Here is a 12,098-nt window from a genome sequence, read left to right on the forward strand (position 1 = left end):
GACTGGCCGAGGATGTCCACATGGACGTATCGACCGACGATGGGTTCGATGCATGCGTTCATGGCTGGCCTTCCACCTGCATCTCGCCGCGCTTGGTCAGCGCGAACAGGTCGGGCCAGCCGGGCTCGGGCACGGGCTGCCACAGCGCCTGCCAGGCGCGGGCGCTGCCGCGGATGGTGAGCAGCCGCTCCTGGAACAGCGGAAAGCGGCGCTGCACGGCGGCGATGCGGCCAGCTTCCAGGCGCAGCAGATGGGGTGTGTCGCCGATCTCGACGAGCAGCGCGCCCGTCAGCGTGCGGCCACGGTGGACCAGGTGGGCGTCGGCATTGACGGCCGGTGCGATGTGCGCAAAGCGCTGGTTCAGCAGATACGTGTCAGGCGTGTCCATGGCGTGTTGTTCCCGGTGGCCCGTCAGCCGATGGCGGCGCCCGACTGCCTGACGATGTCCTGCCATTTGCGGGTTTCGGCCTGCATGAAGGCATCGAACTCGGCCGGCGTGCTGGACACGACTTCGCCGCCCAGGTCGATCAGCCGTGCGCGCAGCTCGGGCTGGCCGACCACGGCGCGCAGGTCCTGGGCGATGCGTTCGCGCAGTGGCGGTGCCAGCGAGGCCGGCGCGAGCACGCCGAACCAGGTGGCGGCCTCGAATCCGGCCAGGCCCGATTCGGCAAAGGTGGGAATGGCGGGCACCTTCTCCACGCGGCGGCCGTTGGCCAGGGCGATGGCCTTGAGCCGGCCCGAGGCGATATGCGGCAGCACCACGGTGAGGGTGGCGAACATGGCGTCCACCGAGCCGCCCATGAGGTCGGTGATGGCCGGGGCGTCGCCCTTGTAGGGCACATGGACCAGGCGCGACCGCGTGGCCGTGTTGAACATTTCGCCGGCCAGGTGCTGGGCCGTGCCATTGCCGGGCGAGGCAAAGCTGGCCTTGTCCGGTTGGGCCTGCGCATGGCGGATGAAGCCGGCCAGGTCGCCGACGCCCAGGTCCGGGCGCACCACCAGCACCAGGGGCACCTTGGCGATCAGGCTCAGCGCCGCAAAATCCTTGAGCGGGTCGTAGTCCAGCTTCTTGTAGAGGGTGGAGCTGATGGTGTGGGCCGAGGTGGTCATGTACAGCAGATGCCCGTCGCCCGGGCCGCGCGCCACCTGGGCCGCGGCCAGCGTGGTGCCGGCGCCGGGGCGGTTGTCTATGACCACGGGTTTGCTCCAGCGCGCATGCAGCTTCTCGGCCACGGCGCGGGCCACGATGTCGGTGGCGCCGCCGGCCGCATAGGGCACGACCATGCGCACGTTGTCCGTGGGGTAGCTGGCGATGCGGTCCTGCGTGCGTTCCTGGGCGTGGACCAGGGCCGGGTGCAGTGCAGGCGCCAATGCGGCGGCCAGACCGCAGCGCAGTGCGCGGCGGCGTGTGGGGAATGGCATGTCTGTCTCCTTGGGGTTCTTGTCTTTTCCGTGCTGCCGCCCTGCGGTCAGTGCTGGCCTGCGATCAGCCGGCTGATCACAGGGTGGTACTGCTCGCCCAGGCCGCTGTCCAGGGCCTGGGCAAACCAGGCATCGACCACGGCGGCGCCACGTGCGTCCACGCCGGCTTCCCGGGCGAGCTGCAAGGCATACGTCAAGTCCTTGCGCGCGTAGCGCACCGAGAATGCGCGCTCGGGGAACTCGCCCGGCAGCACGGCCTTCATTCCGTGGTTGCGCAGGGCAAAGCTGTCGGCCGAGCCCTTGGACAGGGTCTCGAACAGCACGGCGGGATCGACGCCAGCCTTCTCGGCAATGGCCTTGGCCTCGCTGAAGGCCACCACGGTCTCGAACAGCACCATGTTGTTGAGGATCTTGAGCACCTGGCCGCAGCCCACGGGGCCGCACAGCGCGATGTCCGAGGCGAAGGTGGCGATCAGCGGGCGCAGGGCCTCGAAAAGGGCGGGCTCGGCGCCTACCATCACGGCCAGTGTGCCGGCCTCTGCCGCGGCGCGCGTGCGGGCCACGGGCGCGTCGGCAAACTGCACGCCGCGTGCCTTGAACTCCAGGGCCAGGGCGCGCGTGGTGTCCACGGGGGAGGTGCTCAGGTCCACGAGGGTCTGGCCTGCGCGGGCGGATTCCAGCAGCCCGCCCGGCTCGCGGCACAGCCGGGCCACGACCTCGCCCGAGGGCAGGGACAGGAAGACGGTGGCGGCGCACGCCATCACTTCGGCCGCGCTGGCTGCGGCCTGCACGCCATCGGCGGCCAGGCGCTGCAGGGGCGCGGGGTCCAGGTCGAAGGCGACCACGGGGGCGCCGCTCTTTTTTGCCAGGTTGCGGCAGATGGGCTCGCCCATCACGCCCAGGCCGATGAAGCCGATGGTGTTCTTGTCGTCGGGGGTCATGTGCTTGTCCTTGCTCATTCCATGGCGAAGTAGATGCCCTTGGGCTGCTGGTACAGGCGCATGCCGCCCACGCCTTTTTCGCGGCCCAGGCCGCTGTCCTTGAAGCCACCGAAAGGCGTGGCCACCGACAGCTGCTTGTAGGTGTTGATCCAGACCGTGCCCGCCTCCAGCGCGCGCGCCACGCGCCAGGCGCGCCGGTAGTCGGCCGTCCATACGCCCGAGGCCAGGCCGAAGGCACTGTCGTTGGCCTGGGCGACGAGGTCGTCCTCGTCATCGAAGGGCAGCACGCACAGCACGGGGCCGAAGATTTCCTCCTGGGCGATGCGCGCGCTGTTGGAAATGCCGGCGATCACCGTCGGTAGGTAGTAGGCTCCCGCACCCAGGTGCGATGCGTCGGGCCGTGCTCCGCCCGCAAGAATCTCGGCGCCCGCTGCGCGTGCCGCTTCCACCATGCGCTCCACCCGGTCGCGCTGGGCAAAGCTGGCCAGCGGCCCCATCTGGGCGCCGGGGGCATCGGGCAGGTCCACGCGCAGTGCGCGGGCACGCTCCAGCAAGCGGCCCACCACCTGATCCAGAACGGTTCGCTGCACGAACAGCCGCGAGCCCGCCACGCAGGACTGGCCGCTGCCCTCGAAGATGCCGTCGGCCACGGCTGCCACGGCGGCGTCCAGATCCGCATCGGCAAACACGATGTGGGGAGACTTGCCGCCCAGCTCCAGCGCAACGGGCATGAGCTTGCGCGCCGCCACCTCGGCGATGCGCCGGCCGCTTTCCGTGCCGCCCGTGAACGACACCATGCGCACCAGCGGATGGGCGACCAGGGCGCCGCCGGCCTGGGTGCCCGTGCCCGGCAGCACATTGAGCAGGCCCGGCGGGAGACCTGCCTCCAGCGCAATGCGACCCACGGCCAGGCCCGTGGACGGCGTGACCTCGGAGGGCTTGAGCACCACGGCATTGCCGGCCGCCAGTGCCGGGGCGATCTTCTGGGCCTCCATGGTCAGCGGCGAGTTCCAGGGGGTGATGGCGGCCACCACGCCATAGGGCTCGTAGGCCGTCATCGACAGGTAGCTGCCGCGCGGCGGCGTGACCTCGGCGCCCGTGGCCTCGCAGACCGCGCCGTAGTAGCGGAAGGTGGCGGCAGCGCTGTGCACCTGCTTCACGCACTCGCTCCAGACCTTGCCGTTTTCCTGCATCTGCAGCCGTGCCAGCCGCTCGCTGTCGCGCTCCATGCGTTCGGCCATGCCGTGCAGGATGCGCGCCCGGTGCATGGGCAGCATCTGCGCCCAGCTGCGCTGGCGCACGGCCTGGGCAGCATTGCAAACGGCTTCGTCAACCAGCGCCGCGCCGGCCGCGGCCACCTCGTGGTTGGGAGCGCCCGTGGCCGGGTTGACCGAAAGCAGCGCAGCGATGCCTTGCTCGCCGCCGCGGTCCTGCCCGGCGATGAGCAAAGGGTGGGGTTGTGTCATAAAAGTTCTTTCAGAGAAAACAATGGTTCTGTTTTTGCGAATTCTAGGGTCGATGTCGCAAAAATCAGTATTGGTGTTTTCACTGTCAGAACTTTTGTTCTGTTTTTATGAATATTCCTGGCGGTAAAAGCGGCAGGCAGGCAAGCACGGGCAGCGCACCGGGCGCCAGGCCGGGTGCGCAGGAAAGACGGGAAGAGGAGGAGGGGAGAAGCTGCGCCGCGTGCGCAGAAAGGCCGTGGTCGTCAGGCCAGAGGCCAGTTCCCGCCCAGGCTTTCGGTGGCGCGCCGGGCAGCGCCCATCACCAGGGATTTCATGCCTTCAACCGCCAGCTCGGAAAAGCGCTCCAGCGGCCCGGACACCGAGATCGCACCCAGCAGCGAGGCCGACGGCCCGAACACCGGCGCCGCAATCGCACCACACAGCGGATCGCGTTCGCCGAACGAAGTGAAGATCAGATCGGCCTGCGTGGGGGACGCCGGCAGGCCCGCCTCCAGCGTGGTGATGACCTTGCCCGCCGCACCGCGCGCCAGCGGCAGCAGATCCCCCACGCGCACGCGGTCCAGCGTGGAGTGGTGGGAGTCCAGGCGCATGACGCAAAGCCGGTGCTGCTGATCATGACGCACGTGGAACGACGGGCTTTCCGTTCCCTGGTCCACCAGCCACTGCAGCACGGGCTCGATGGCGCCCTGCAGGCCATGCGTCTGCTCGAAGGAGCGTCCCAACACAAAGGCCAGCGGTCCCAGCGCGTATTTTTTGTCCGCCCGGTGCATCACCAGGCCCGCGCGCTCCAGCGAGGCCAGCAGGCGCAGCAGCGTGCTCTTGTACATCTGCGTGACGTGCGACAGCTCCGTCAGCGTCAGCCCCCGGTTGGCATGGGCCAGGGCCGTTGCAATGTGCAGCGCGCGGTCTACGGCCGCGACGCCGTCGTTCTTTTCGGTGGCTTCGGCGGGGGCAATGGTGGACATGGAGTGTCAAAAAAGCGGGGTGTTTGCACAAGGTACGGAAGGCCGATCGTATGCCGGCTTTGGAGCGCTGCAGGCCTTGCAGGTGCGCCGTCCTGGCCAACTCCGTTCTTTGTTCTGTAGTCCTGGGGTTGATACCTAATGTCTAAGCATGTCTAGACAACTAGAGTCATGCCACACCAAGGAGATGCAAATGAGGCGAGACAGACTGTTCCGGGGCTGGTACATCGTGGGCGCCGTCCATGTGCTGCTGGCGCTGATCTTTGGCGCGGCCTATTCGTTCGGGGCGTTTTTCGCCAGCATCCAGGCCCAGTTCGGTGCCAGCAGCTTTTCCACGGCCTCCATTTTTTCCCTGACGGCCCTGATCTACTACGGCGTAGGCGTGTTCTCGGGCGCATGGAGCGACAGGACCTCGGTGCGCACCGTCACCTCGGCCGGCATCGTGCTGCTGGCGCTGGGCTTTGTGGCCAGCAGCCTGCTGTCGTCATCGCTGGTCCTGTTCCTGGGCGCCTTCTGCATTCTGGTCGGCCTGGGCGTGGGCCTGGTGTATGTGCCCGCCGTCTCCACCATTGCACGATGGTTCGTGCTGCGGCGCAGTTCTGCCTCCGGCATAGCGCTGGCGGGCACCGGGCTGGGTACCCTGCTCGGTCCCGTGGTGGCGGGCGCACTCATGGAGCACCTGTCCTGGCAACTGACCATGCAGGTCTATGCCGCAGCCATTGCACTGGCCGGCCTGGCTGCTGCGGCCAGCCTGCGCGACCGGCCTGAGGAACTGGGGCTGCATCCCGATGGCGTGCCGCATTCGGGTGTCCCTGCTGCCGGGCAGTCCGCCCCGGGCATGGACCTGGCCCAGGCGGCGCGGCAGGCCCGGTTCTGGTGGTATTTCGCGGCCATCTTTCTGGGCTCCATCGGCCTGTTCCTGGCCCTCATCCACATCAACCCGCTGGCACGCCAGCAGGGGTTGTCTGCCGCGCAGGCCAATGGGTTGATCGGACTGATCGGCGTGGGCAATGTGCTGGGGCGCCTCGCGCTGGGCCGGCTGGGCGACAGGATGGGGGCGCTGCGCTTTCTGCTGGTGCTCACCGTGTCCCTGGCCGTGCTGTGCGGGCTGTGGTCCATGGCGCGGGGCTTCGTGGCCCTGGCCGGTTTTGCGCTGGTGTTCGGCGCGGCCAACGGCGGCTGCATCGCGCTGTATCCCGCCGTGGCCGCGACCTGGTTCGGCACGCGGAACCTGGGCGCCATTTTGGGGGCGCTGTATGTGGCGGTCGGTATCTCGGCCATGGCCGGGGGCAGCCTGGCGGGCTGGCTGTTCGATATCTGGGGTGGCTACACGCCGTCCATCCTGCTGGCCGGAGCCAGCGCTGCGCTGTCGGCCCTGGCGGTGTGGCGTGCCGAATGGGCCGGGCGCGGTTAAGAAAACCTTGCGCAGGCGTGGCTCGCAGGGATGGCCTCCTGCCGCAGTTCCGGGCGATACATGCTCTGCGAACGGCCGTCGCCGCACCTGCACCGAAGGCGGCCTGGGCTCTTCATGGGAAAGGCCCTGGCTCTTGCGAACCAGGGCCTGCCAGGCTGCCAGGGCAGCTTGCGCGTCAGCGCCGTGCCGTGAACACCTTCCTGCTGCGCAGGGCCAGGCCTCCCAGCAGCCCGGACAGCATTGCGAGCGCCCATCCACCCAGCGAGGGAATGGCCTGCGCGCCGCCGGGTGCCACTGCAGCCACCACGGGAACGAACGGATCGCTGACGGAGCCCGTGGCCGGGTTGGTGTCACCCAGGCCGTTGTCGGTGATGGTGTAGCTGATCGTGGTGCGGGCGGGGTTCATGTGCACGTTCAACGAGGTGGCGGCGTTCATGGGGTCGAACCAGCCGCCGGCCCCATCGGGCTTGCGGAACTGCACGCCCAGGGGCAGGGGGCTGGGGTACACCAGGGTCATCGTCACGGCGCCCGTGCATTGCTCGGCCGTGAAGGCGAACTGGCCATTGGGCGCCTGCAGGCCGGGCGGCGTGGCAGCGGCCGGGCCGAAGCCGCCGCTGGCCTGCAGCGTGCAGGTGGAGCCGCCGCCGGACAGCGTGGCTGTCGGCGTGCCGGACATTCCGGGCACGCTGCCGGGAGCACCCACCAGTTCCAGCTTGCGCGGCGTGCCTTGTACCGCTGCGGAGTCCGCGCTGGTCTGTGCGCCGTTCGTGGCCTTGACGGTGAAGCTGTAGGCAAAGCCATTGGCCAGCCCTGTCACGACGATGGGCGATGCCGTGCCTGTCTGGGTGGTCACGGCGGGCGCACCGGGCACCACCAACGGCGTGGCCGTCACGGTGTAGCCCGTGATGGGCGCACCGCCGCTGCCGGCGGAGGCCGTGAAGCTCACCGTGGCCTGGGCATCTGCGGTCGTGACTGTGCCGATGACGGGAACATCAGGCGCGATGGCGTTGACGTTGAAGGTCTGCGAGACCTGGGGTGCGGCGCTGGTGGCCGCGTTGCCGGGCTGGTTGGCGTTGATGGTGCAGCTGCCGGCGGTCACGAAGGTCAGCGTGCCTGTTGGCGTGATGGTGCACACGCCCGTGGTGGCCGATGTGAAGCTCACCGGATAGCTGCCGCCTGCGCTGGAGGTGGCAGTCAACGTGGGCGTGGTGCCGAAGTTGTAGCTGGCAGCGGGCGTGAAGCTGATGGTCTGCGACGCCTTGGGCGTCACGGCGTTGGATGCAGCCGAGGGAGAGCCTGGTCCGGCTGAGTTGGCGGCCGTGACCGAGAAGGTGTAGGCCGTGCCATTGATCAGGCCGGGCACGGTGATCGGGCTGCTGCCCGTCGCCGTGAAGCTGCCCGGGCTGGATGTGGCGGTGTAGGTGACGGCGGCTCCCCCGGTGGAGGCGGGTGCGGTGAAGCTCACCGTGGCCTGGGCATCGCCGGCTGTTGCCGTGCCGATGGTGGGCGCTCCCGGCGCGATGGCGTTGACGTTGAAGGTCTGCCCGACCTGGGGTGCGGCGCTGGTGGCCGCGTCGCCGGGCTGGTCGGCGTTGATGGTGCAGCTGCCGGCGGTCACGAAGGTCAGCGTGCCTGTTGGCGTGATGGTGCACACGCCCGTGGTGGTCGATGTGAAGCTCACCGGGTAGCTGCCGCCTGCGCTGGAGGTGGCAGTCAACGTGGGCGTGGTGCCGAAGTTGTAGCTGGCAGCGGGCGTGAAGCTGATGGTCTGCGACGCCTTGGGCGTCACGGCGTTGGATGCAGCCGAGGGAGAGCCCGGTCCGGCTGAGTTGGCGGCCGTGACCGAAAAGGTGTAGGCCGTGCCATTGATCAGGCCGGGCACGGTGATCGGGCTGCTGCCCGTCGCCGTGAAGCTGCCCGGGCTGGATGTGGCGGTGTAGGTGACGGCGGCTCCCCCGGTGGAGGCGGGTGCGGTGAAGCTCACCGCGGCCTGGGCATCGCCGGCTGTTGCCGTGCCGATGGTGGGCGCTCCCGGCGCGATGGCGTTGACGTTGAAGGTCTGCCCGACCTGGGGTGCGGCGCTGGTGGCCGCGTCGCCGGGCTGGTCGGCGTTGATGGTGCAGCTGCCGGCGGTCACGAAGGTCAGCGTGCCTGTTGACGCGATGGTGCACACGCCCGTGGTGGTCGATGTGAAGCTCACCGGATAGCTGCCGCCTGCGCTGGAGGTGGCAGTCAACGTGGGCGTGGTGCCGAAGTTGTAGCTGGCAGCGGGCGTGAAGCTGATGGTCTGCGTGCTCTGGGGGGTAACGTTGTTGGACGTGGCCGCAGGGCCGGTCAGTCCTGCCGAGTTGGTGGCCGAGACGTTGAAGCTGTAGCTGATGCCATTGGTCAGGCCGGGCACGGTGATGGTGCAGGCCGCCGGCCCTGGGCAGGATCCGGTCTGGCCTCCGACCCCGCTGGCCACGGCCGTGTAGGTGGCGATGGCCGTGCCGCCATTGCTGGCGGGTGCGCCAAAAGTCACCGTGGCCTGGCCATTGCCCGGCGAGGCCGAGGCAACCGTTGGCGCGCTGGGCGCCACCGGAACGGCCACGGTGTGCGTGGCTCCGGCGCTGAAGGCTGCCGGTGAGGCATTGCCCACGCTGTCGGAAATGCCGTTGGCCCCGCTCAGGTTGAGCTTAAGGGTGCCATTGCCCGTGATGCCGGTAATGTTGACGTCGAAGGAGATGCCCGAGGCTGTGAAGACGCTGGCGATGGTGCCGCTGGCGGACCCGGTGGAGGCAAGTGCGAAGTCGCTGGCAAATACATTGGAGACCTGCTTGTTGAAGGTCACCGTGAACTCCATGCTGGCATCGCCCGGGGCTGGCGAGCCTTTGAAGGCGATGCTGCTGACGGCGGGTACCAGGGTGTCCACCGTGGCGTTGGCCGTATCTGCCGTCGTGGTTGATCCGTTGCCATTCGTGGCGGTCACGCTCACGTTCCTGTTGGTGCCCTGATACCCGGCGGCAAGAACGTAGGCGGCCGTCCAGATGCCACTGCCGTTGTTGGTTGCAGGCGCTGCGGCAGGTCCACCGAACTGGCTGAAATCCACGGTCACGCCATTGACGCCATTCTCTTCGCTGACGTTGTCTCCTGCGCCTGTGTTGTTCCAGGTGACAGTTACCGTATCGCCAGCCTTGAAGGCTCCCAGCAGGCTGCTGGCACCGCTCAGGCCGATGTTCGCATCCGTCACCACTGGAAGCGGCAAGGGAGTGTTGACGGCATTTTGTACCGTGAAGTTACGCAACTCCATGTAGGCAGCGCACTGCGAGGAGCCCGGCGGTTTGCAATCGAAAAGCAGCCGGAAACTCTGGAAGCGTTTGTTCTGGAAGGCGCTCAGATCGGCTCCGCTGAAGTTGAAGCTGTCCGCCGAGCCGGTGCCGTCCTTCGGCGCAGTGACGATGGTCGAAACTCCGTCCGCGCGCAGGCCTTCGATGCGCACATTGGTGAGGTCGGCGTACTGCATGCCTCCGCCGCTGGGGATGAGGGCTTCACCTGTATTCACTGCCGTCAACTCGAACAGCGTGGTGTTCGGTGCGTTGGCGCGCAGGCGCATGGCGTTCCCTGTATACGTGCCATCCATCATGCCCACGGCACCTGCATACATGTAGAGTTTCCGGATGGCGTCGTCGCCGTCGCGGGCTGTCAACTTGAAATGTGCGGAGGTCAGCTCCGGTGTCTTGTCACCCGACCAGTTGGTAACGGGAACGAAGCCGTAGGTTCCGTTGGCGGCCTGTAGCACGCCCGAGAAATCAGCCAAAGCCTTGTCCGAAAACGCCAGCTGCGTATCGACGTGGCCACGCCGTACCTCCAGCTGCCAGTCTCCACCCTGGGCCAGGTTGCCTGTGGCATTGCTGGACGCCGCCATGTCCAGCTGCGTTGCATGCTGCACGATGTCCAGCAGTTGCTCGCCCTCGGGCGTGGCTGCGAGATCGCAGCCGTAGAACAGCAGGTCACCGCCGGGACGCACGGCATTGCGCAGGGCGGCCAGCGATTCGATCTCGCCCTTGATACTTTCGGCCGTGATGCGGCTGCTGCCCAGCAGCAGCACGCCGGCCTCGGCATGCGAGACCACGTGGATGGCGGACAGATTTTTGAACGAAGCCAGGGCCTGGACCAACTGGGGCAGGCCGGGGCGCGAGGCATCGATCTCCACCATCTGCACGCCGGGCTTGAGCGCACGCTGCAGCACGGCCCGGTCCTGCACGGCAGAGTCCACGATCACCAGTTCGCTGACGGGCGATGCCACGACGATCTCCAGCTCTCCCGGGGGGCGAGGCCGCAGGTCGCGCACCGGCGCGGCACTGCGGGACAGGGGCAGGGCGGTCTGCTCGCCAGAGTCCTGGGGCGATCTCAGGTACGAGCGCAGGTAGGAGCCCGCTGCCGGGCCTGCGGAACCCAGCAGGCCCAGCGGAAGCAGTGCGGCGGAGAAGCCGCCAAGGAATGTGGTGCCTATCATGGTGTTCCTCTCTGTGTTTCGGCGTCCGTCGCGGACGCTCTCTTGCTGGCAATGATGTGGGCCGAGGTGCCGGTGGTGTCCTGCCAGAAGTCCATGGCCTGGTACTTGGCAAACAGGTCGGGCGGCAGGATGCTGCGGCGCGGCGTGAAGGCCACCTTCCGGCGCACGTCGTGCAGGCCCTTGACGCCCAGTTGCAGGTCGAACTCGCTTTCGGAGTACTCGACGGCATCGAAGTCGTGGGCGAAGGCCTCTTCGCCGAGAAATTGGTAGATGAGTTCCACCGTGCGCCGGGGGTGATGGGTGAGCAGGTCGTAGTCCACGATCAGCAGGCGCTCGGAAAACTCGCCGTAGTAGGCTTCCTTGAGCGCGGTCCATGCGCTGCCCACGGCACCGGCCACATGGATGAGCGATTCGCAGCGGCTGTACACCGTCTGGCGCGAGGCCGCGTTGAACATGCGGCTGTAGTCGAAGGGGTTCCTGCGGTAGATGGCCTCGAAGCTGTCCATGACCCATGCCGGATTGCGCACGCAGCACACCATCCTGAAGTCGGGTACCAGCTCCACGAGCTGGTGCATGCGTGCCGTCCACTGGCGGTTGGTGTCGAAGAGGACGGGCTGCTGCTGGCCGGCATAGTAGGCATCGACGATGGCCCGGCAGATGGCCTTGCGCCGGGCCTCATCGAAGAAGGCGTGGGATTCGCTGCCGGCGCCCATCTGCTCGAGGGCTCCGTTGACCAGCCCCGCCACGGGACTGCTCATCGCGGCGTGAAAGCGCGGGTTCTGCCGCAGGATGCCCGCGAGCAGCGTGGAGCCCGAGCGCGGCAGGCCGGAGATGAAATGCAGTGTGCGTGGCATGGGCTGCGGCACGTCAGTTACGTGGGGGGAAGACGCCTTGCAACGCAATGCAGAAGTTCAGCACGAGAAAGGGCTGGCGATTCTCATGCGCGGTGTTGCCTCCGGCCGGAGTCAGCATGTTGGAAGCCATGGCGGCGCTGGGCGTGCCGTTGGTTCGCATGTACCGCACGACCCCAGTACCCCCCCGACCGTCGAACGCCAGGAAGGACGTGCTGTCGGGCGCTGCCTGGGTGCCTGGATTGTTCAGCCCGGTCAGCAAATGTTTGTGCTGGGGCATTTCAGTGGCCAGCAGCGTGACGGAATCAGTGCCTGCCGTGGAGCCTATGTTCCAAGACTGCTGCGGGTCGGCTCCGGTGACGACATGGCCTCTCAGATCGGGCAGGCCGAAGGTTGTGGTTCCGTTGCCGCCATAGAAGGTTCCGATGATGGAAAACAATGCGGGGTTGGACTGGATGGCCAGCAACTGGCCATCGCACAGCGCCCAGTTCTTGGGGGCGAAGTTGAACGGAAATTGGCGAATTTCGCCGATGAAAGCGTCCATGGT

At 67.5% G+C, this 12,098-nt stretch carries 9 protein-coding genes; 1 reads left to right on the plus strand and 8 read right to left on the minus strand.

Features of this window, described 5'->3' with window-relative positions; translation table 11 throughout:
• Positions 1–58: 58 nt before the first annotated feature.
• From A9976_RS12030 to A9976_RS12050, 5 genes are all read right to left on the minus strand, one after another.
• The gene (locus tag A9976_RS12030) at positions 59–388 is read right to left on the minus strand and encodes a hypothetical protein (protein ID WP_183019200.1); all 330 of its coding nucleotides are present in this window, start codon (positions 386–388) and stop codon (positions 59–61) included.
• 23 nt (positions 389–411) lie between these two features.
• Entirely contained in the window at positions 412–1,422 is a 1,011-nt protein-coding gene (locus A9976_RS12035; protein ID WP_183019201.1) for a tripartite tricarboxylate transporter substrate binding protein, read from the minus strand.
• 47 nt (positions 1,423–1,469) lie between these two features.
• Positions 1,470–2,363, minus strand: coding sequence for an NAD(P)-dependent oxidoreductase (locus A9976_RS12040; RefSeq protein WP_183019202.1), 894 nt, complete (start codon positions 2,361–2,363; stop codon positions 1,470–1,472).
• A 14-nt stretch (positions 2,364–2,377) separates the two neighbouring features.
• On the minus strand, positions 2,378–3,829 hold the full coding sequence (locus tag A9976_RS12045) for an aldehyde dehydrogenase (RefSeq protein WP_183019203.1): 1,452 nt from the start codon (positions 3,827–3,829) through the stop codon (positions 2,378–2,380).
• 242 nt (positions 3,830–4,071) lie between these two features.
• On the minus strand, positions 4,072–4,794 hold the full coding sequence (locus A9976_RS12050; RefSeq protein ID WP_183019204.1) for an IclR family transcriptional regulator: 723 nt from the start codon (positions 4,792–4,794) through the stop codon (positions 4,072–4,074).
• A 190-nt stretch (positions 4,795–4,984) separates the two neighbouring features.
• Here A9976_RS12050 and A9976_RS12055 point away from each other — a divergent pair, with 190 nt between their 5' ends.
• Complete coding sequence (locus tag A9976_RS12055; protein ID WP_183019205.1) at positions 4,985–6,205, plus strand: MFS transporter; 1,221 nt, start codon at positions 4,985–4,987, stop codon at positions 6,203–6,205.
• A gap of 175 nt (positions 6,206–6,380) precedes the next feature.
• On the opposite strand, the gene A9976_RS12060 is transcribed toward A9976_RS12055, so the two are convergent.
• Genes A9976_RS12060 through A9976_RS12070 form a run of 3 tightly spaced genes read right to left on the minus strand, consistent with a single transcriptional unit; the run spans position 6,381 to position 12,095 of the window.
• Positions 6,381–10,700, minus strand: a complete 4,320-nt coding sequence (locus A9976_RS12060) for a DUF4347 domain-containing protein (protein ID WP_183019206.1) — start codon at positions 10,698–10,700, stop codon at positions 6,381–6,383.
• Positions 10,697–11,554 carry a sulfotransferase gene (locus A9976_RS12065; RefSeq protein WP_183019207.1) on the minus strand — a complete coding sequence of 286 codons (858 nt, stop codon included), beginning with the start codon at positions 11,552–11,554 and terminating at the stop codon, positions 10,697–10,699. Before A9976_RS12065 ends, A9976_RS12060 begins: the two co-directional genes overlap by 4 nt.
• A gap of 13 nt (positions 11,555–11,567) precedes the next feature.
• Complete coding sequence (locus A9976_RS12070; protein ID WP_183019208.1) at positions 11,568–12,095, minus strand: phage tail protein; 528 nt, start codon at positions 12,093–12,095, stop codon at positions 11,568–11,570.
• Positions 12,096–12,098: the final 3 nt, after the last annotated feature.

This window comes from Delftia sp. UME58, from assembly GCF_014170385.1.
Classification (GTDB): Bacteria; Pseudomonadota; Gammaproteobacteria; order Burkholderiales; family Burkholderiaceae_C; genus Comamonas; species Comamonas acidovorans.